The 20904-nt window shown below is 72.2% G+C and carries 14 protein-coding genes and 3 pseudogenes; 10 read left to right on the top strand and 7 right to left on the bottom strand.

The features are described from left to right. The 3 genes and pseudogenes from A6R01_RS17690 to A6R01_RS17680 all read left to right on the top strand — a co-directional run. The coding region (locus tag A6R01_RS17690) for a TilS substrate-binding domain-containing protein (protein ID WP_292608800.1) at positions 1 to 360 on the top strand (360 nt) is incomplete at its 5' end. Continuing rightward, positions 350 to 904 (top strand): hypoxanthine phosphoribosyltransferase, encoded by a 555-nt coding sequence (gene hpt / locus A6R01_RS17685; RefSeq protein ID WP_292608797.1) that lies wholly within the window; start codon positions 350 to 352, stop codon positions 902 to 904. The genes A6R01_RS17690 and hpt, both read left to right, overlap by 11 nt. 83 nt (positions 905 to 987) lie before the next feature. Next, a pseudogene (locus A6R01_RS17680) lies at positions 988 to 2151 on the top strand (ATP-dependent metallopeptidase FtsH/Yme1/Tma family protein); the annotation flags it as partial. A gap of 66 nt (positions 2152 to 2217) precedes the next feature. Here the strand turns inward: A6R01_RS17680 and A6R01_RS17675 are convergent. Continuing rightward, positions 2218 to 2466 (bottom strand): annotated as a pseudogene (locus A6R01_RS17675) (DUF554 family protein); the annotation flags it as partial. 196 nt (positions 2467 to 2662) lie between these two features. Between A6R01_RS17675 and A6R01_RS17670 the strand changes: the two are divergent. Further along, a complete protein-coding gene (locus A6R01_RS17670; RefSeq protein ID WP_292608795.1) occupies positions 2663 to 3238 on the top strand; it encodes a GNAT family N-acetyltransferase in 576 nt (191 codons plus the stop codon). A gap of 16 nt (positions 3239 to 3254) precedes the next feature. Here A6R01_RS17670 and A6R01_RS17665 read toward each other — a convergent pair whose 3' ends face one another. Then, positions 3255 to 3689 (bottom strand): hotdog fold thioesterase, encoded by a 435-nt coding sequence (locus A6R01_RS17665; protein WP_292608792.1) that lies wholly within the window; start codon positions 3687 to 3689, stop codon positions 3255 to 3257. 62 nt (positions 3690 to 3751) lie between these two features. On the opposite strand from A6R01_RS17665, the gene polA reads away from it, so the two are divergent. Further along, positions 3752 to 6451 carry a DNA polymerase I gene (polA, locus tag A6R01_RS17660; RefSeq protein WP_292608790.1) on the top strand — a complete coding sequence of 900 codons (2700 nt, stop codon included), beginning with the start codon at positions 3752 to 3754 and terminating at the stop codon, positions 6449 to 6451. A gap of 9 nt (positions 6452 to 6460) precedes the next feature. On the opposite strand, the gene A6R01_RS17655 is transcribed toward polA, so the two are convergent. Further along, positions 6461 to 7762: an oligosaccharide flippase family protein gene (locus A6R01_RS17655; RefSeq protein WP_292608788.1), complete on the bottom strand. Its 1302-nt coding sequence runs from the start codon at positions 7760 to 7762 to the stop codon at positions 6461 to 6463. A 94-nt stretch (positions 7763 to 7856) separates the two neighbouring features. Between A6R01_RS17655 and A6R01_RS17650 the strand changes: the two genes are divergently transcribed. Next, complete coding sequence (locus A6R01_RS17650; RefSeq protein ID WP_292608785.1) at positions 7857 to 9581, top strand: hypothetical protein; 1725 nt, start codon at positions 7857 to 7859, stop codon at positions 9579 to 9581. Between the two features lie 47 nt (positions 9582 to 9628). Next, entirely contained in the window at positions 9629 to 9784 is a 156-nt protein-coding gene (locus A6R01_RS17645; RefSeq protein WP_292608782.1) for a hypothetical protein, read from the top strand. Between the two features lie 231 nt (positions 9785 to 10015). Here the strand turns inward: A6R01_RS17645 and A6R01_RS17640 are convergent, their stop codons facing one another. Beyond that, positions 10016 to 11188: a glycosyltransferase family 4 protein gene (locus A6R01_RS17640; protein ID WP_292608781.1), complete on the bottom strand. Its 1173-nt coding sequence runs from the start codon at positions 11186 to 11188 to the stop codon at positions 10016 to 10018. Positions 11189 to 11214: 26 nt separating this feature from the next. Here A6R01_RS17640 and A6R01_RS17635 point away from each other — a divergent pair, with 26 nt between their 5' ends. Continuing rightward, a complete protein-coding gene (locus A6R01_RS17635; protein WP_292608778.1) occupies positions 11215 to 11967 on the top strand; it encodes a class I SAM-dependent methyltransferase in 753 nt (250 codons plus the stop codon). Then, positions 11967 to 16202: an alpha-(1->3)-arabinofuranosyltransferase family protein gene (locus tag A6R01_RS17630; protein ID WP_292608775.1), complete on the top strand. Its 4236-nt coding sequence runs from the start codon at positions 11967 to 11969 to the stop codon at positions 16200 to 16202. Before A6R01_RS17635 ends, A6R01_RS17630 begins: the two co-directional genes overlap by 1 nt. Here A6R01_RS17630 and A6R01_RS17625 read toward each other — a convergent pair. Together A6R01_RS17625 and A6R01_RS17620 are read right to left on the bottom strand one after the other, a co-directional pair. Beyond that, on the bottom strand, positions 16085 to 17335 hold the full coding sequence (locus A6R01_RS17625) for an acyltransferase (protein WP_292608772.1): 1251 nt from the start codon (positions 17333 to 17335) through the stop codon (positions 16085 to 16087). The two genes, A6R01_RS17630 and A6R01_RS17625, sit on opposite strands and share 118 nt — an antisense overlap. Then, entirely contained in the window at positions 17332 to 19170 is a 1839-nt protein-coding gene (locus A6R01_RS17620) for a hypothetical protein (RefSeq protein WP_292608769.1), read from the bottom strand. The genes A6R01_RS17625 and A6R01_RS17620 overlap by 4 nt, the downstream gene beginning before the upstream one ends. 138 nt (positions 19171 to 19308) lie before the next feature. Here A6R01_RS17620 and A6R01_RS17615 point away from each other — a divergent pair. Then, positions 19309 to 20112: pseudogene (locus tag A6R01_RS17615) on the top strand (DUF3068 domain-containing protein); the annotation flags it as partial. A gap of 18 nt (positions 20113 to 20130) precedes the next feature. On the opposite strand, the gene A6R01_RS17610 reads toward A6R01_RS17615, so the two are convergent. Beyond that, positions 20131 to 20691, bottom strand: coding sequence for a class I SAM-dependent methyltransferase (locus A6R01_RS17610; protein WP_292608802.1), 561 nt, complete (start codon positions 20689 to 20691; stop codon positions 20131 to 20133). Positions 20692 to 20904 lie beyond the last annotated feature (213 nt).

The raw sequence follows: 20904 nt of genomic DNA, 5'->3' as shown, positions 1-20904 counted from the left end.
GTTCCCGGACTCGCGCGCTCGGCCCGCCTTCTCGCGGACGATGCCGATGCTCTGGAGGCGTGGGCACAGGGAGCATTCGACCGCTGGGTTCACGTGACGAATGACGAGTGCGGCGTCGAGGTCAAAGCGATCGCCGGCCAACCTCGAGCCGTTCGGACCCGACTCATTCGACTGATGCACCAGGCCGTCCTGGAATCGGAGGACTCTCTCGATTTCGACCACGTGCAACATGTGGAAGCGATGATCTCGACATGGAAAGGCCAAGGCCCAGCGCAATTGCCGGGTGCGATCACCGCGAGAGTCGAGTATGGAAGGCTTACGTTTCACCGCGGATCTTCGGGAGAGATGAGTGCAAGCTGACAACGTCGAGGGAGACCTCGCCCACGTACTACTGACCGAGGAACAGATCAGCGACCGCATTGCGGAACTCGCAGCCGAGATCGACGAGGCCTACCAGGGGCGAGACCTTCTCCTCGTCGGCGTGCTCAACGGGGCTGTCATGGTGATGGCTGATCTCGCGCGGGCGTTGAGCATTCACGCCAACATGGACTGGATGGCGGTGTCGTCGTACGGATCCGGTACGACGAGCAGCGGCGTGGTCCGGATTCTGAAGGATCTGGACGGGGACGTCGCCGGTCGGGACATCTTGATCGTCGAAGACATTCTCGATTCCGGTCTCACCCTGTCGTGGCTGTTGAAGAACCTTCGGTCGCGCAAGCCGGCATCGCTCGAGATCTTCACGTTGCTGCGTAAACCAGACGCCGTCAAGGTGGATGTCGAACCCAGGTACGTCGGGTTCGATATCCCCAATGAGTTCGTTGTTGGGTACGGGCTCGACTACGCCCAGAGGTACCGAAATCTTCGGTGTGTGGGGACGCTGTCCCCGCACGTGTATAGCAGCTGACGGTCGCCGATGTTCGCGCTCGGCGCAGGGCTGGTGAGCCCCGACCCGGATGCGGGCCGAACCAGGTCGGTTACCGTTAAGAGGTGAATGTGAGGCGTTTCCTGCGAGGACCGATCTTCTGGATCGCGATGGCTGTCATCGCGGTTCTGGTGGGTTCGAGCCTGATCTCGGGCATCGGGGCCCCCGACGAGGTGGACACCGGCGAAGCCATTTCCGACATCACGTCCGGAAATGTCGATACCGCCACCTTGATTGACCGTGATCAAGTTCTGGAATTGACCCTCAGGAACGGTGATGAAGTGCGGTCGCACTTCATCACCGGCCAGGGTGTGGAATTGCAGAACCTCCTGCAGGAGAAGACCGACGCCGGCCAACTTCCCGGCGGTTACAACGTCGTGGTCCCGAGCGAGAACCTGCTGGTCACCTTGTTCATCTCCCTCCTGCCGTTTGCGCTGCTCATCTTGTTGATGGTCTTCATCTTCAGCCAGATGCAAGGCGGCGGCGGCCGCCTGATGAACTTCGGCAAGTCCAAGGCCAAGGCGATCACGAAAGACATGCCTCAGACCACATTCGAAGACGTCGCCGGCTCCGATGAGGCGGTCGAAGAGCTGGTCGAGATCAAGGACTTCCTGTCCGACGCCGAGCGTTTCCAGAAAGTGGGAGCGAAGATCCCCAAGGGTGTGTTGCTGTACGGACCTCCGGGTACAGGCAAGACCCTCCTCGCCCGTGCGGTAGCAGGCGAAGCGGGCGCCCCGTTCTATTCGATTTCCGGATCGGACTTCGTGGAAATGTTTGTCGGTGTTGGTGCGAGTCGTGTCCGAGACCTGTTCGAGCAAGCAAAGGCGAATGCGCCGGCGATCATCTTCATTGATGAGATCGACGCGGTCGGCCGGCATCGTGGCGCCGGCCTCGGCGGAGGTCACGATGAGCGTGAACAGACCCTGAACCAGATGCTCGTCGAGATGGACGGGTTCGATGTGACCGGTGGTGTCATCCTCATCGCGGCCACGAACCGACCGGACATTCTCGACCCCGCCCTGCTACGACCCGGTCGCTTCGACCGACAGATCGCGGTGGAGCGCCCCGACCTCAACGGCCGGTACGAGATCCTGAAAGTGCACGCCAAAGGCAAGCCGATCACCGACGACATGGATCTGATGGCGGTAGCACGCCGCACTCCCGGTTTCACGGGCGCTGATCTCGCCAACGTCTTGAACGAAGCAGCGCTCCTCACCGCGCGATCGGACAAGACATTCCTCGATGACGAAGCCCTCGACGAACCGTGCCCGGTCCGTCGAGCCGCTGCTGCCGACCAACCGCGCCTGCAGCCAGCCACCCAGGCGCTCGACACCGGTCTCCAGGCCCAGCAGCGACCCCGTGATGCCTCCGACCAGGACGGCGCCGAGCACGATCAGCATCGGGGCCGCGTCGCCCACCTCGGCAGCGAGGGCGGGGGAGAGCACCGCCATGGCCGAGGTCGCCGCGATCAGCAGCGTCACCAGGCCGAGGCCGTCGGTGACCAGGTCGCGGGTCCGCACCGGCAACCGGTTGCCGAGCAGCACCCCGAGGCTGCAGCCCAGGAGCACGGTCACGACGTTGACCAGGGTGCCGGTGCCGGTGAACAGGGCTGCCTCCGAGAGGGATGGTGGGGCTGTGGGCCCGCAAGGTAAAGACCGGTCCGGGCCGCTGTTGCCGTCGGCCGTGCCGAGCGTAATCTTCTCTGGCCCATCCCCCGACGCGACCCCAGGCAGGTGCACCGTGAGCCGTCACTCCGTGGTGCTGCGTCCCGCCCGGGTGGAGGACTCGCTCTTCCTGGCGGTGCTGTGGTCCGACGCGCTGCGTCGCGGCGACCGCCAGGAGCAGGTCGCGGACGTCGAGCTGCTCGTCAAGGACTCGCTGGTCTCCGCCGAGCAGCGGCTCCTGGTGGCCGAGGTCGACGGTGCCCCCGCCGGGGCGGTGCTGCTGAAGGTCACCACGCTGACCCCGCTCAACCTCGAGCCCGTGGTGCAGGCGGTCTCACCGCACGTGCTGCCGGAGTTCCGGCGCCTGGGCGTCGGACGGCTGCTGGTCGAGTCGGCGGCGGCGTACGCCGAGGAGCTCGGCATCGCGCACGTGGCGACCGGCGCGGCAGCCGGCTCCCGGGACGCCAACCGGTTCATGGCACGTCTGGGGCTGGGGCCGCACGCCGTGCTGCGGGTGGCCCCCTCGCACCTGGTGCGCGCGAAGGCCGAGGCGCAGCGTCCGCCCGCCGAGCGGCACCGCGACCGGGCCCGGGCCCAGCTGCTGGCGGCCCGCCGCACGCTGCGACGGCAGCAGTCCGAGCAGCAGGCCTGAACCGGCCGACTGGGCCCTACAGCCCGACCTTCTCCTTCGGGATCAGCGCACAGGTGATCCGGCAGGTGCACACCCGCTTGCCACGCTCGTCGGAGACGACGATCTCGTAGGTCACCTGGGTGCGCCCGAGGTAGGCCGGCGTCGCGACCGCCGTCACCAGGCCGGAGGTGGCGGCGCGGTGGTGGGTGGCGTTGATGTCGACACCGACCGGCACCTTGTCGGGCATGCCGTGCAGGCCCGCCCCGATGGAGCCCAGGGACTCGGCGAGCGCCACCGAGGCACCACCATGGAGCAGCCCGTAGGGCTGGGTGTTCCCCTCGACGGGCATGGTCGCCACGATCCGCTCCGGCGACAGCTCCAGCAGCGTGACGCCGAGCTTGTCGTTGAGCCCGCCCATGCCCTGGGGCATGGAGGCGAGGTAGTCCTCCACGGAGATGCTCTGCTCTGTCATGCCGCTCAACCTAGCCGCCACCGCCCGGCCGGGATGTCGGTGGCCACGGATAGTCTCGGCGGGTGCCCGAGACGAACGCCCGCCCCCGGCTCCTGCTGCTCGACGGCCACTCGCTGGCCTACCGCGCCTTCTTCGCGCTCCCGGTGGAGAACTTCTCCACCACGACGGGGCAGCACACCAACGCCGTCTACGGCTTCACCTCGATGCTGATCAACGTGCTGCGCGACGAGCAGCCGACGCACGTCGCGGTGGCCTTCGACGTCTCGCGCCAGACCTTCCGCATGCAGGAGTACTCCGAGTACAAGGCGAAGCGGAACAAGACCCCCGGCGAGTTCTCCAGCCAGCTGCCGCTGATCGAGGAGGTCCTCGACGCGCTCAACATCCCCTTCTTGAAGAAGGACGGCTTCGAGGCCGACGACATCATCGCCACGCTGGTGACCCAGGCACTGGCGGAGCCGGAGATGGAGGTGCTGATCCTCACCGGGGACCGCGACTCCCTGCAGCTGGTCACCGACCGCTCCACGGTGCTCTACCCCATGCGCGGGGTCTCCGACCTCGCGCGGATGACGCCCGAGGCCGTCGAGGCGAAGTACGCCGTCCCGCCGCACCAGTACCCGGAGCTGGCCGCCATCGTCGGGGAGACCTCCGACAACCTCCCCGGCGTGCCCGGGGTCGGTCAGGGGTTCGCGGCCAAGTGGCTCAAGACCTACGGCGACCTCGACGGCGTGATCGACAACGCCGACAAGATCACCGGCAAGAAGGGCGAGGCGCTGCGCGAGCACCTCGGCGACGTCATGCGCAACCGACGCCTCAACGCCCTGGTCCGTGACCTCGACCTCGAGCTGCACCCGCGCGACCTCGCGCTGCGTCCGTGGGACCGCCAGGCCGTGCACACGCTCTTCGACGGCCTGGAGTTCCGGGTGCTGCGCGACCGGCTCTTCGAGACGCTGAGCTCGGAGGAGGACGTCGTCGACGACTCCGGCTTCGAGCTGGCCGGCACCCGCCTGGGCGCCGACGAGGTCGGCTCCTGGCTGGCCGAGCACGCTTCCGGCGACGTCGCGACCGGCGTGGCGGTGCAGGGGGCCTGGCGAGCAGGCACGGGCGAGGTCTGGTCGCTCGCCCTGGCCGCCGCGGACGGCACGGCTGCCTGGTTCGACGCGGCCGAGGTGACCCCCGCCGACGACGCCGCGGTCGCCGCCTGGCTCGCCGACGCCGCGCGGCCCAAGATCCTGCACGACGCGAAGGGCCCGATGCTGGCGCTCGCGGCCCGCGGGTGGCCGCTGGCCGGCCTGCAGAGCGACACCGCGATCGCGGCGTACCTCGTGCGGCCCGACCAGCGCTCCTACGACCTCGCCGACCTGACCCTGCGCTACCTCAAGCGCGAGCTGAAGCAGGGGGAGGCCGACGACGGGCAGCTCAGCCTCGACACCCTCGGGGACGAGGGCGACAGCGCCGCCGCCGACACCGCGATGCTGCACGCGCGGGCGGTTCTGGACCTCGCCGAGGCGCTCGACACCGCCGTCGAGGAGCACGGCGGGACCGAGCTCATGGCCGAGATCGAGCTGCCACTCGTGCACCTGCTCGCCCGGATGGAGACCCTCGGCATCGCTGTGGACAGCGAGCACCTCGAGTCGCTGGAGCAGCACTTCTCCGCCGAGGTGCGCGCCGCGGCCGAGGAGGCCTACGCCGTCATCGGCAAGGAGATCAACCTCGGCTCGCCCAAGCAGCTGCAGGTGGTGCTCTTCGACGAGCTCGACATGCCCAAGACCAAGCGCACCAAGACCGGCTACACCACCGACGCCGACGCGTTGCAGGCGTTGTACGTCAAGACCGAGCACCCCTTCCTGCTGCACCTGCTGCGCCACCGCGACGTGATCCGCCTGCGGCAGACCATCGAGGGGCTGCTGAAGACCGTGGCGGCCGACGGGCGCATCCACACCACCTTCAACCAGACCATCGCCGCGACCGGTCGGCTCTCCAGCACCGACCCCAACCTGCAGAACATCCCGATCCGCACCGAGGAGGGCCGCCGCATCCGCGAGGCCTTCGTGGTGGGCGAGGGCTTCGAGTCGTTGATGACGGCCGACTACAGCCAGATCGAGATGCGGATCATGGCCCACCTCTCCGAGGACGCGCTGCTCATCGAGGCGTTCCGCTCGGGCCAGGACTTCCACTCCATCACCGCGGCGAGGGTCTTCGACGTCGCGGCCGAGGACGTCTCCACCGAGCAGCGGGCCAAGATCAAGGCGATGAACTACGGGCTGGCCTACGGCCTGTCCGCGTTCGGCCTCGGGCAGCAGCTGGGCATCGAGCCGAGCGAGGCACGCGGACTGATGGACGAGTACTTCGAGACCTTCGGCGGGGTGCGCGACTACCTCGGCGGCGTGGTCGACGAGGCGCGGCGCACCGGGTTCACCGAGACCCTGCGCGGTCGCCGGCGCTACCTCCCCGACCTGACCAGCGACAACCGCCAGCGTCGCGAGATGGCCGAGCGGATGGCGCTCAACGCGCCGATCCAGGGGTCGGCGGCCGACCTGATCAAGGTCGCCATGCTCGACCTCGAGGAGGGCATCGCCACCGCGGGGCTGCGCTCACGGATGCTGCTGCAGGTCCACGACGAGCTCGTGCTCGAGGTGGCCGCCGGGGAGCGGGAGCAGCTCGAGCAGCTGGTGCGTCAGCACATGGGCGCCGCCGCCGACCTGCTCGTGCCCCTCGACGTCTCCGTCGGCACGGGTCGCTCGTGGCACGAGGCGGCGCACTAGCGAGAGGACTCAGTCCTCGGGCTGCGCGGGGACGGGCTCCTTGAGCCGCCACAGGCTGATGCCGAGCAGGGCGGCGAAGAGCGCGGCGTCGATGCACACCACGACCGCGGCGAGGGTGCCCAGCTCCTCGACGGTGCTGGCGAGCACGATCATCGCGATCACGGCCATCCACACCAGGTACGTCGTCTTGGTGCCGCGCCTGGCCAGCACCGAGTAGACCAGCAGCTGCAGCATCGCCAGCAGCGTGCCGAGCACGGCGAAGACCCACAGGCGGGACTCCACGTCGGCGTACTCCGCGCCGCCGACGAAGACCATGGCCAGGCCGCTGAGGAGCCACGCGCCGAGGGTGCAGACCACGCCGAGCAGGCCGACGACGAAGAGGCTGCGCAGCAGGGCGCGGCGGCGCTGCGCCGGCGTGGACATGGCCGGGAACGCGACGACCACGACGAACTGCGGCAGGAACAGCACCGCCTTGGTGAGGATCAGGCCGGCGGCGTACAGGCCGGCGTCGTGGTCGTCGAGGACGTTGCGCGCTACCACGATGTCGAGGTTGGAGAGCACGAAGAAGGCCAGCAGCGCCAGCGAGGCGCTGCCGGTCTCGGTGACGACGCGGCGCGCCGTGTGCTGGTCGCTGTGCCGGTCGCCGTCGCGCACGTGCAGCCCCGGGCGGCGCAGCGCCAGCCAGCCGACCAGTGCCGGGGCGAACATCGCGATCATCACGCCGAGCATGGCCGCCGACTCGGTGGGGGAGACGACGATGCAGGCGGTGCCGACGACCACACGGCCCAGGCCCATCGCGAGGTAGATGCCGGCGAGCGAGAACCACCGGCGCTCGCCCTGCAGCACGCCGGCCTGGCCGCCCATGATCGTGAGGGGCACCGCGGAGACGGCCAGCAGGAGCGCCGGGACCACGGAGTCCAGGCGGAGCACCTGGTGCACCACCGGTGCGAGCGCCATCATCAGCAGGCCGAGCCCGAGGGCCGCGCGGTAGGTGACGCGCAGGACCATGCGCTCGATCTGGGCGACGTGCTCCGGCTCGGCGGAGATGCGTCGGGCGCCGGTGGCCTGCAGGCCGAGCTGGAGGACGGCGACGACCATCAGCAGGGCCATGAGGGAGGCGACCGCGCCGTACTCGGTCGGGCCGAGGAGGCGCGCCGAGATCATCTGGAAGGCGTAGGTCGCGACGTTCATGACCGCCATGGCCACGGCGATGCCGGCGCTGCTGCGCAGCAGCGCCTTCAGGTCGGGCAGCCGTCGGCGGCCCTCCTGGTCCCCTGAGGCCCCCGAGGCCTGCTCAGTCGTGGTCGTCACCCTGTGAGACTAGGTGAGGTCGCGGCCGCCGGGGGAAGTGTCGGCCAACGCCCGCGAAAAGGTGGGCGAAGCCCCGACGTGCTTTGCTCCTCGTGTGGCGACCCCGGATCCGCGTGCGACCTGGCAGCGTGCGCTGGTCGCCGTGTGGTCCCTCGTGCTCGTGGGGCTCGTGCTCGGCCCGGCGCTCGGTCCTGGCTACGTCCTGTCCTACGACATGGTCTGGGTGCGCGACCTGGCGGTGCGCGCAGACGTCCTGGGGCTCGGCAGCGGCCTGCCCCGGGCCGTCCCCAGCGACGCCTGGGTGGCGGTGCTGGACGAGGTCGTCCCGGGGATGCTGCTGCAGAAGCTGGTGCTGCTCGGGATGCTGCTCGGCGGTGCGTCGGGCATCGACCGGGTCCTGGCCGGACTCGGCGTGGTGTCCCGGCTCGCTGCGGTCACGCTGTGGTGCTGGAACCCGTTCGTCGTCGAGCGGTTGGTGCTGGGCCACTGGCCGGTCCTGCTCGGGTACGCCGCACTCCCGTGGGTCCTGCTGGGCGCGACCCGCTGGCGGGCGACCGGGCGAGCCCCCTGGTGGCTGCCGCTCGCCGTGCTGCTCGGCAGCCTCAGCGTCAGCGCGGGCCTGGCGACCTCGCTGGTGCTGCTGTCCGGGCTCGTGCTCGGGCCCGGTGAGCGCCGGTTGTGGGCGCGGGGGGCGCTCCTCGTGCTGGCGGCGCAGGCCCCGTGGCTGGTCTCCGGGCTGCTGCACGTCCGGGACGCGGTGAGCGACCCTGCCGCGGCGCGCCTCTTCGCCCTGTCCGGGGAAGGCCCCTTGCCCGGTCCGCTCGCGGCGCTGACCCTGGGCGGGGTCTGGAACGCCGAGGTGGTGCCGGTCAGTCGCACCGGCCCGGCTGCTCTCGTCGCCCTGCTGGCCCTGGTGCCGCTGCTGGTCCTGGGCGTCCGGCGGTCCCGCCGGGAGGCGATCGTGCTCGCGGTCCCATGGGCGCCGCTCGTCCTGCTGTGGGCCGTCGGCTGGCTGCTGGCGGTGCTCACCTGGGCCGCTCCCGGGCCCGTGGGGCAGCTGGCCGGCGTCGTACCGGGTGGGGGAGTGCTGCGCGACGGCTCGCGCCTCCTCGTGCTGTGCGTCCCCCTGCTGGTCGCGCTCGTGGCGGTCGCCGTCGACGGTGCCTGGCGGTGGACCCGTGGCCGCTGGGCCACGCCGGCGCGCGTCTCCCTGGCGGTCGTCGCCGTCCTATGGCCGGTCACGGTCCTGCCCGACGCCGCATGGGGAGCCGGGGGGCGGTTGGTCGCGGTGGACTACCCGGTGTCCTACGCCGACGCCCGCGCCGCGCTCGGTGAAGGGGCGGGCGACGTCCTGGTGCTGCCGCTCTCGAGCTATCGGCAGCCCGACTGGAACGACGGGCACAAGGTCCTCGACCCGCTGGGCAGGGTGCTGCTACCTGTGCCCGTCGCCTCCGACGAGCTGGTGGTCGACGACGTCGTCATCGAGGGCGAGGACCAGCGCGTGCAACGGGTCCGTGACGCGATCGAGCTGCCCACCCCGCAGGCTCGGGCCGACGTGCTCGGTTCCCTCGGCGTCGGGGCGGTCGCCACCGACCTGACGGCGCCCGGGCCGGCACCGGACGTGGCGGGGGAGACGCTCCTCGACGACGGGCGCCTGCGGGTCGTGCGGCTGGACGAGGTCGACGAGACGACCTCGCCGACCTCGTGGCAGGTGGCGATGGGCCTCGCCTGGACGGCGCACCTCGCGGTCCTGTTGGCTGCCGTGGTCGCTGGCGTCCGTTGCGCTCGGCAACGTTTGCGTCGGAATTTGTCCGGATAGGGCGTGAGACTGCTAACGTTTTCCTACCTTTGAGGGAGGGTGGAGAAGTGGGAAGCATTCTTGGCACCGTCGCGGCGATGATCGTCGGCGGAGCGGTGGCCACCGTGACGGTGGTCGGCGTCGTGTCGTCGCAGACGAGCCCGCAGGGGGACTCCCCGGCGAACGTCAACGCACCCGTCGTGGTCTACGGCTCGACCAACTAGAGCCCAGCCGCACGCACCACGTGAAGGCCGGCAGCCCTGGGCTGTCGGCCTTTCGGTGTGCCCTCCACGCCGTCCCCGCGGGGCGACTGGAGGGCTCCTCGTGAACCCCTTTCACGCCACGCCCTCCAGTCGGGCTGGTTCGTGGTCATCACCCGTCAAGCCCGTCATCGACCTCGCCGGCCAGATCGCCGTCGACTCCTGCTGCACATCGTGGACCGGGTCAGGCCCGGGTCAGACGCGGGTGGCGCCCGGGTCGTCGGCGTGCAGGATGCGACCGTCGAGCCTGGCGGCGACGACCTCGGCGAAGGACCGCTGGCTCTGCGTCCAGGTGAAGCGGTGGCTGACCTCGAGCGCACCGGCGGAGAGGCGGCGGCGCAGCGACTCGTCGGTCAGCAGCCTGCGCAGCGCCTCGGTGAACTGCTCGTGGGTGTCGACCAGCAGGCCGGAGTGGTCGTGCTCGATCGACTCCTGGGTGCCGCCGGCGGCGCGGTAGGCGACAGCGGGAGTCGCGTGCATGCCGGCCTCGCCGATGACCAGCCCCCAGCCCTCCTTCAGCGACGGCAGCGCAAGCACCCACGCCCGCTCGTAGACCTCGTGCTTGTGCTCCTCGGTGACGTGGCCCTCGAGCACGACGCAGTCGCCCGCCCCCACCTTCTCGACGTACGCCGCCAGCTCGGCCTCCCACCAGCCGGACCCGACCACGTGCAGACGCAGCCCTGGCAGCTCGGCCTGCAGTGCCACCACGGCGTCGACGGCGTGCTCGACCTGCTTGTGGGGGACGAGGCGTCCGACGACGGCAACCATGGGGTCGGGGCTCTTGCCGGGGTCGACCGCACGGTAGGGGTCGGTGCCGTTGTGCACGACCGCGATGCGGTCCTGGTCGATGCCCAGCGCGACCAGCTCGTCGCGGGTGGCTCGGGAGACCGCGACGTACTGCTCGCGGCGGTAGAGCCGGGGCGCGAAGCGGCGCTCGATCCACCAGCCGATGCGTCCGCTGAGCCCCGGGTAGACCACCGGCCACTGCTCGCGGTGCACGTGGTGGATCAGCACGATCACGGGCACGTCGGTGACCATCCGGCTGAAGAACGGCAGCCCGTTCTGCACGTCGACCACGAGGTCGGTGCGACCCTGCGGCCCGTCGAGGTCGCCGCGACGCAGTGCGCGCATGCCGGCGGCGTACACCGACAGCTTGGTGCCGCGCCGGACGAACCGGATGCCACCGCGGGTCTCCTCCGGCGGGGCCGCGGCGTGGGCGGCGCAGAAGATGGTGACGGTGCACCCGTGCTCGATCAGGCCCTCGGCCATCTTCTCCAGGTAGCGCTCGGCCCCGCCGCCCTCCGGGTTCGCGGTGTCGCGCCAGCTCAGGAAGACGACGTGGCGTCCGTCCAGCGAGCCCTCGTGCATCCGCCGGAGCCTATAGGGTCCACGTCGTGCCACGCCCGTCCACCAAGCCCTTCCGGGCCTCGCTGTCGAGGTCGGTGCGTCTGCTGCGGGAGTTCCGCTACGAGCAGCCCGATCCCGCCCGCTTCTACACCGCCCTGGCCCAGGACTCCGCAGCCCAGGTCGCGCACTACGCGCCGCTGGAGTCCCGGCTGGTCTTCGACGTCGGCGGTGGCCCCGGCTACTTCCGCGACGCCTTCCGCGAGGCCGGTGCCCGGTACCTGGCGCTGGACTCCGACGTGGGAGAGCTCGCCGGCCTCGGCGACATCGCCGCCGGCACCGTGGTCGGCAGCGGCATGCAGCTGCCGGTGCGCAGCGCCTGCGTCGACGTCTGCTACTCCTCCAACGTCCTCGAGCACGTGCCCCAGCCGTGGACGATGGCGCGCGAGATGGTGCGCGTGACCAAGCCCGGGGGCCTGGTCTTCATCAGCTACACGGTCTGGTTCGGCCCGTGGGGCGGCCATGAGACGGCCCCGTGGCACTTCCTCGGCGGCGCCCGGGCGCGCCGCCGCTACACCCGCGTCCACGGGCACGAGCCGAAGAACAAGTTCGGCGAGTCGCTCTTCCCCGTGACGGTCGCCGCCGGGCTGCGCTGGGCGCGCGAGCAGGAGGACGCGGGCACCGTGGACGTCGTCCACCTCACCCCGCGCTACAACCCCTGGTGGAGCCGGTGGCTGCTGCGCGTCCCGGTCGTGCGCGAGCTCGTCACCTGGAACCTCGTGCTGGTGCTGCGCCGCCGCTGATGAGCACCTTCGCCTGGCGGGTGCTGGCGGGGTGCGGGCTGCTCCTCGGCCTCGCGTTCACCCAGGACCCCGGCTACCTCGTGGCCGACACCAAGTTCGACCTGGTCGCCGCACCGGGTGACTTCGTCGTGCGCGCCCTGCACCTCTGGGACGGCGAGGGCGCGTTCGGACAGCTGCAGAACCAGGCCTACGGGTACCTCTTCCCGACCGCCCCGTTCTTCCTGACCGGCGTCCTCGCCGGGCTGCCGGGATGGGTGGTGCAGCGGCTGTGGTGGGGGCTGGTCCTCGCGGTCGCCTTCGCCGGGACCGCCCGGCTGGTGCGGGCGCTCGGGGTGCGCAGCGACCTCGCCTGCCTGCTTGCCGGCGTCGCCTACGCCCTCTCGCCGCGGATGCTCACCACGCTGGGGCCCATCTCTAGCGAGAGCTGGCCGATGGCGCTGGCGCCGTGGGTGCTGCTGCCCCTGGTCGTGGGCGCCGAGCGTGGCTCCCCGCGCCTGGCAGCGGCCTGGGCCGGTGTCGCGGTCGCGTGCGTCGGAGGCATCAACGCCGCGGCCGCCTTCGCGGTCATCCCGCTCGGCGTCGTGTGGCTGCTGACCCGCACGCGCGGTCCGCGCCGTCGCGCGCTCATGCTCTGGTGGCCGGTGTTCACCTTCCTCGGCACGCTGTGGTGGCTGGTCCCCCTGGCGGTGATGGGTGCCTACAGCCCGCCCTTCCTGGACTGGATCGAGACGGCCTCGGTCACGACGTTCCCCACGACGGTCGCCGACGCCCTGCGCGGCACCTCGAACTGGGTCGCCTACATCGACACCACCTCCCGGGCCGGGCGCGACCTGCTGAGCACGCCCTACCTCGCGCTCGACGCCGGGGTGCTGCTGCTCCTCGGCTGCGCGGGGATGGTGCTGCGCAGCAACCCCCACCGGGCGTTCCTCGCCCGCGGTCTGGCGGTGGGGCTCGTCCTGGTCACGCTCGGCCACGAGGGCGCGGTCCAGGGTTGGGGCGCGGCGACCCTGCACGACCTGCTCGACGGCGTCCTCTCGCCGATCCGCAACGTGCACAAGTTCGACCCGATCATCCGGCTGCCCCTCGTCATCGGTCTCGCGTACGCCGTCGAGCAGCTCCGCGCGGGGTCGAGCACCGGCTCCGGTGCCACCCGTCAGCAGCGGCTGAGCACCGCCGTCCTCACCGCGACCGCGGTCGCCGTCGTGGTGGCCGGCGCGATGCCCGCCCTCACCGGACGGATCGCCCCTCGCGAGCCGGTGGTGGCCGTGCCGGGCTACTGGTCCGCGACCGCGCAGTGGTTGGACGAGCAGGACGCGACCGAGGGGGACGCGACCGCGCTGCTGGTGCCCGGCTCGGGGTTCGGTCGCTACCAGTGGGGCTCACCCGACGACGAGCCGCTGCAGTGGCTGGCGGACTCCCGCTGGGCGGTGCGCAACGTCGTGCCCCTCGTCCCGGCCGGGCAGGTCCGGATGCTCGACGGCATCGAGCGGCGCCTGGCCGAGGGTCGCGGGTCGCCCGGGCTCGCCGACGCCCTCGCCCGGGCGGGGGTGCGCTACGTGGTGGTGCGCAACGACCTGACCCGCGCGGACGACGTGCCCGACCCGCTGCTGGTGCGCCAGGCCCTGCAGGACTCCCCGGGACTCGTGGTGGCCGAGACCTTCGGCCCGGTCCTCGGTGGCGAGGCGCGCCTCGAGGGCGCCGGGGGCGAGCGCGTCGTGGTCGGCGGCGGCTGGCAGACCCGCTACCGCGCCGTCGAGGTGTGGGCCGTGGAGGGGGCCGAGCGGGCGGTCCTGGCCGAGGACCTCCCGGTGGTCGTGGGTGGGCCCGAGGACCTCGCGGACCTCGCGGACCTCGGCGCCGTGGACGAGCGGCCCGGCGTGCTGGCGGTCGACCTTCCCGAGGACCTCGGGTCCGCCAGTGCCGACGACCTCCGCTCGGTCCTGGGCCCGCTGGTGCTCACCGACGGGCTCCGGCTGCGCGAGCACGCGTTCGCGCGCACCCATGACGCCGACAGCCCGGTCCTGGAGCCGGGCGCGCCGCGCCGCAACGGCAACCCCACCCGCGACTACGAGATCGGGGACCCGGCACAGGACGCGCGCTGGCGCACCACCGCGCGGCTCGAGGGGGTCGCCGCGCTCGACGCGTCCTCCTCCGACGCCTGGACCAGCTCGCTGGGTCCGGTGCGCCGTGGCGCGCAGCCCTGGGCGGCCCTGGACGGGGACCCGCGCACCGCCTTCCGGACCGGCCCCTTCGCCGCCGGCACCCAGTGGTGGGAGGTGACCCTCGAGGAGGAGCGTGCGGTCGAGCGGCTGACGATCACCGGTGGACCCGAGGCGCTCGAGGACCAGCGGGTCCGGGTCGTCACCGACACGGGAGTGACCGAGGAGCTCGCGCTCGGACCCGGTCAGACCCGCGCGGTCCTCCTCGACGGCGGGCCCACGACGACGCTGCGGGTCGAGTCTGCCGTGCCGGACCGGCCGCTGCACCTCGCGGAGGTCGAGGTCCCCGACCTCGACGTACGACGTCCGTGGGTGCTGCCCGCCGTCCCCGAGTCCTGGCTCTCCGTGTGGGACCAGCCCGACGTCATCGCTCTGCGGGCCGACCGTGATCCCCGGACCGGCTGCGTGGTCGCCTCCGACCTGCGACGCACCCGCGAGGAGACCCGCTGCGACTCGCGCCGAGCCGTCGAGGACGAGGAGCCCGACGGCCTGGACCGGGTGGTGACGCTGCCCGCGGAGGCGACGTACGACGAGGTGACGCTGCGGGGTCGACCCCGCGCCGGGGCCGCGCTCGACTCGCTCGTGGTCGAGGGACGGGCCATCGCGGCGCGCGCCTCGTCCACCGCGGTCGAGGACCCCCGGGCCGGCGCGCTCGCCGCCATCGACGGCGACCCCGGGACCACCTGGGTGGCGGACCCCGCCGAGGACTTCCCGTCGCTCGAGGTGTCGTGGCTGGAGGAGCGCGACGTCGCCGGCCTGCGCGTCCGCCTCGACCCCGACACCGCAGCGTCCCGGCCGACCGCGCTCCGGCTCACCTGGCCCGGCGGCACCCGCGACGTCGACCTGGTCGAGGGGCGGGCGGACCTGTCCGAGGACCCGGTGACGACCGACCGGCTGCGCCTGCAGGTGCTCGGCACCGAGCCCACCCGCGACCTCGGCTTCGACGGCGTCGGACGCCCGGTCGGCGCCGGCATCAGCGAGCTGCGCCTGCTCGGGGTGCCGTACGAGCCGCTGAAGCCGTCGTTGGAGCCCCGTCGGTTCTCCTGCGGCACCGGCCCCGACCTCGAGGTGGGGGACCGGGTCGTGCCGACACGCCTGGTGGCCGCGCCCGCCACGCTGCTGGCCGGCGACGACGTCGAGCTGCGCCCGTGCGGTCGGGACGTGCGCCGCGAGCCCGCCCTCGTGCTCACGGCGGGGGAGACGCGCATCCGGATGACCGACACCGCCGCGGTGGAGGCGGTGTCGGTGGTCCTCGGGTCGCTGCCCTCCGGCCCGGACCCGGCCCCGGTCGCCGTCGCTGAGGAGCCGGCGACCCGGGTCTTCGACCTGCCGGAAGGACGCGGCGGGGTCCTGGTCTCCCGCGAGAACGCCAACCCCGGCTGGTCCGCCGAGCTCGACGGCCCCTCGGGCGGCGCAGTGGGCGGGAGCCTGGGTGACCTGACCGTCGACGGCTGGCAGCAGGCGTGGCTGGTGCCGGCGCCGCCCGCCGAGGACACCCGGGTCGTGGCCACGTTCGGCCCGGACCTGCCCTACCGTGCCGGGCTCGGCCTGGGGGCGCTGACCCTGGTCCTGCTGCTCCTCGGGACCCTCGTCGCCACCTGGCGTCGAGGCCGCCGGGCGCAGCCCGTCGGCCCGGCCGCGCTGGGCACCCGACGACACGGCCCGTTCGTGGCGGGGCTCACCGCCACGCTGGTCGGTGGCCTGCTGGCCGGGACCGTCGGTGCTGCCCTCGGTGCCGTGCTCGGCCTGCTCGTGCCCGTGCTGCTGCGTCGCGTCCCGGCAGCAGCGGAGGCGCTCCCATGGGTGCTGGCGGGCCCGTTGCTGGCGATGGGGGCGGCGTACGCCGTCCGGCCGTGGGGCGACCCCGACGGCTGGGCGGGGGCGCTGGCCTGGCCGTCCTACCTGGCGCTGGTGCCGGTGCTCGGGGCGCTCGCGATGGCGGCCGACTCCTCCCGGCGACGGGCCAGCGGGTGGCGACCCTTCAGACGCAGCGCGGGTCGCTCCACGAGCCGGTAGGCCAGCTCGGCCGCGACGACGCTGACGACCAGGGTGGCGATCCACAGCGGCCAGAAGTCGACCTGGAACGGCTCCCACGCCGTGGTGGCGGTGAGCAGGTGCAGCACCGGTACGTGCAGGCAGAACAGCCCGTACGACGTGAAGCCGAGGTGCCGGGCCGCCGGGTGCAGCAGGACCCGGTCGTAGGTCGTGGGGGTGGCCGGCACCTCGCGCATGACGGCCGGCAGCACGACGAGGCCGCCGACGGCGGCGAAGAGCAGGTTCTTGGTGAGCGCCTCGGCGTCGGTGGGCGGGTCGAGGACCAGCGGGCCCGCCAGGGGCGTGGTCGCGACCAGCATGAGGGAGCCGGCCAGCAGCCAGCACACCCCCGGCTGCGCCGCCAGCGAGCGCAGCCCGGCGACGACACGGCCGCCCCGGCCGTGCTCGTGCAGCACGGAGGCGAGCGCGAGGCCGATACCGACGGCGAACCAGTCGAGGTAGCCGACGAGCCACTGCGGGGTCGCCACCAGGCTGTCGCCGAGCGCCCACGCCCCGCCGTGGAGGTGCCACCAGGTGCTCAGCGCGGTGAGCACGACCAGCAGGGCGACCACGCGGGCCGGTCGCAGGGTGCGGCCGACGCCGAGCAGCATCAGCAGCGGCAGCAGGAGGTAGAAGTGCAGCTCGACCGCGAGGCTCCACATGTGCGTGAGCCCGGCCGGGAACGTCGCGTCGACCAGCGTCGAGGCCATGAGGTACGTCGCCAGTCGGTCGCCCCAGCCCAGCCCCCTGTTGGCGTCGATGAGGGCGAGCGCGAGGGTCACGGTCACGACGTACACCGGCAGGATGCGCAGCGCGCGCTTCCACAGGTAGTGGCCCGTCCGGGGAGCGGCACGACCATCAGCCGCCCGGCTCAGCCAGGCGCGCGAGAGCAGGAACCCGCTGAGGGTGAAGAACAGCGCGACACCCACGTCGAGGCGCGCGAGGAGGGCGCCGACGGTGCCGTTGGTGCCGTAGGACGCCGACCAGAAGCCCACGTGCGTGGTCAGCACGGCCAGCGCTCCGACCGCGCGGAGCGTGTCCACGTGCGGGAAGGTCGTGGCCGTCTCCGGCGGCGTCTCGACCGCGGGGGTGGTTGCCCGGTCCACCGTGCTCATCGCGCCACCTCCAGCTCCCCGACGACGACCTCGTCGACGCACAGTGTCTCGCCCTCGGGCAGTCCGCCCAACCGCACGCTGTCGAAGCCGCCCTCGACGCGCACCAGCACCTCGCCCAGTCCCTGCACGACCGGCGCGCGCACCGGGTCGCCACCGTCGACCTGCACCAGCACGTCGGTGCCGGTCGAGGCGAGGTAGCCGATGCGCAGCCACCAGACCAGGTCGATCGTCTCCCCGGACAGCGGCACGGTCGTCCACCCCGACCGCACCCGCCACCCGCAGCCCTCCTCGGGGCCCGCCCCGGAGCGGATCTCGCCCTCGACGCCGGCAGGCACGAGGCGGCCGTCGTCGGCGAGCACGTGGAGGTCCTCGCTGGCGGCGGGGAACCGCGCGTTGTCGACCAGCAGCGGCAGGAGGTAGGCCGTGGTGTTGCGTGGGAAGTGGTAGCCGGGCACGACCTCGTCGGGCACCACCGTGTCCGCGACGTCGACGGGTCCGGCGCCCGCCAGCGAGTCGGTGGCGGTGGTGAGGTAGTCCCGGCCCGGGTTGTCGGTGTGCCACACGTGCACGTAGCCCCACGAGGACAGGAGCCCGCCGAGCACCACGGCTGCGAGGAGCACCGGCGTCGCCGCGCGGGCGACAGGGCGAGCGACAGGGAGGGCGACAGGGCGAGGGACCGGGTCGGTCGCCGTCGCGTCACGGGAGGCGGAGGACCCGGGCGCCCCGGGGAGGCCGAGTGCCGCCAGGCCCAGCGCCAGCACGGCGACCGGCGCGACGTCGGTGAGGTAGCGCGGCTCGGTGCCGATCACCGCGCCGATCACCTGCGCCCGGCTGGTCGCCACCAGGAGGTAGGCCAGCAGCGCGTAGCCGCCCAGCAGCAGCCAGCAGCGTCCGGTGCGGGTCCGTCGACGCCACAGCCAGACGGCCAGCCCGACGAGCACCAGCCAGGAGAGCAGGACGGCGACCGGGGGAGCGTCGGCCCGGCTGACCGGCGGGTTGTCGCTCGACCACCGCCACGGTCCGCCGAGCAGCATGGTCGGCAGGGTGCGCCCGAGCATCTGCCAGGCGAGGTCGCCCGCGACCGAGGCGTCGACCTCCTCCTCGACCACCTGCGGCACCTGCGTGGCGTAGTAGCCGGCGTACGTCGCCGCCACCAGGCCCAGCGCCACGGCCGCCGGCCACGCCCGGGCGAACGCCTCGCGCACCCGGCGCACCGGCCCACCCCCGGTGAACCAGCCGACCAGCAGCGCCGCGAGCAGGAGCAGCACCAGCGCGGTCTTGACGTACGCCGCGAAGCCGACGACCAGCACCGCGCCCGTCGCGGCGAGCCAGCGCAGCCTCCCGGTCCGCAGGTAGGTCACCCAGGTGGCCACGCTGCCCCAGAGGACCGCCTGCAGGGGCAGCTGGTTGAGCGAGGCCGCCCACCACATCGTCGCGGGCAGGGTCAGTGCCGAGGTGAGGTAGACGGCCAGGAGGCCGAGAACGGCTGGTCGAGCGCCGAAGAGGACCACCAGGGCGACCAGGCACGTCAGCCCGGCGATCGTCGAGGCGACCAGGGTGGTGGTCGCCGCCGCGGTCCAGCTCTCCTGGCCCGATGCCGTGACCACCCACGCGAGCGCCCGTCCCAGCGGCATCAGCTGGGAGTCGAACGGCTCCAGCAGGTCGGCGGGGGAGCGGGAGGCCAGTGCGTCACCGGCCAGCCGGTGGTCGTCGGTGTAGAACCACGAGCCGTAGAGCGACCAGGCACGGCCCAGCGTGGCCAGGGCGATCATGAGCAGCCCGAGGACCCACACGGCGTCACCACGGGAGTCCCGCGCAGCCTCCACCCCACGCACCGCGCGAGTGTCGCACAGCGCGGGGGCCGGGAGGGGTTTGTGGCGAATGCCACGAAAACGTTCGCGGTGCAGTAGCGTGGGTCCGTTGCATGACCGTCACCTGGGGAGGGGACGGGACTTCTTCCTGGGGAGGGAATTGTGCGTAGTTGGATCGGCCGTGTCGTCTTCGGCCTCGGAGGGTTCCTGGTCGTCGCCGGCCTGCTGGGTCTCGTGTGGGCCCCTGGCGTGGTGGAGAAGACGCCGGTGGACGTCAAGACCATCACCTACCTCGACGGCGAGGCGGGCAAGCTCGACGCCTCCACCGGCGAGCTGGTGCGCAACCCGATCTTCGCGATCAGTGACACCAAGACCGATAGCGAGGTCTCGACCGACGACGTCGTCGCCTGGGTCTCCACCTCCTGTGTGATGATCGACCGCGGCGGCGAGCGCTCCTGCGTCGACGGCTCCGCGGACATGATCACCGCCTCGGTGGACGTCTTCGCGACCGACCGCGTCAGCGGCGAGGCCGTCAACGAGGGCATCGACCTGCCGGCCGACGCCACGCCCCACGAGGGCCTGGTCAACAAGTGGCCCTTCAACGCCGAGCAGAAGACCTACCCCTACTGGGACGGCACGCTCGGTCGCGCGGTCGACGCCGTCTACGACCGCACCGAGGAGATCGGTGGCATCGAGGCCTACGTTTACGAGGTCTCCGTCGTCGAGGCGCCTGCGGAGATCGCCGCCGGCACCCAGGGCACGTACTCCACCTCCAAGGAGATCTTCGTCGAGCCGAAGACCGGCTCTATCGTCAACCAGACCGAGGACCAGCAGCGCTGGCTGGAGGACGGCACCCCCGCCCTCGACCTGCAGCTGGCCTTCACCGAGGACCAGGTCGCCTCGTCGGTCGCCGACGCCAAGGACAACAAGTCGCTGCTCACCGTCATCGAGGTCGTGCTGCCGATCGTGGGCTTCGTCGGCGCCTCAGCCGAGGTCGCACCCGATCACTGCTGTTCCGGGGGTGAGCCGGCCCCGGACGGCCGACCAGCCGCCCCAGACGCGCTCGTGGCCCTCGGGCCACTCCGGCTCGAGCAGGGTGGTGAGGCGGAAGCCGTGGGCGGCCAGGACCGCCACCCAGTCGCCCAGCGTGCGGTGGTGCTCGACGTAGGACACCGCGCCGCTGGCCTCGTCGACCTCGACGTAGGGCCGGCGGTCCCAGTAGGACTGGGACGCGACCAGACCCTCGTCCCCGGGGTCGTCGGGGAACATCCACCGCGTGGGGTGGGTGATGGAGAAGGCGAACCGGCCGCCGGGCCTGAGCACCCGCGCGACCTCCGCGACCGCGTCGTCGAGGTCGGCGACGAACTGCAGCGCCCCGAAGGAGGAGAAGACCGCGTCGAAGCTGGCGTCGCGGAAGGGCAGCGCGGTCGCGGTGCCGCGCACCGACGGGACGGCCAGCCCGGTCACCTCGTCCAGCCGTCGCGAGTGCTGCAGCTGGCGGTGGGAGAGGTCCAGGCCGATGCCGCGCCCACCCTGGGCGCGCACCCACCGGGAGCACTGCCCGGCACCGGAACCGACCTCCAGCACGTCCTTGTCGCGTACGACGCCGAGGACCCCGGCCTCGGCCTCGGTGAGCCCCTCGGGACCCCACACGAAGCCGGCGTCGCCGAGGAACTCGCCGTGGGTGGCCTGGTAGTCGTCGGCGTAGCGGTCCCAGTCCGGCCCGTTGGCCGCGCGTGACTCCGCCTCGTCGACCTC

It is taken from the genome of Nocardioides sp. REDSEA-S30_B4 (genome assembly GCF_001627265.1).
Lineage (GTDB): Bacteria > Actinomycetota > Actinomycetes > Propionibacteriales > Nocardioidaceae > Nocardioides.
Note: the sequence above shows the minus strand (reverse complement) of the source record. Positions and strands in the feature narration are given on the sequence as shown.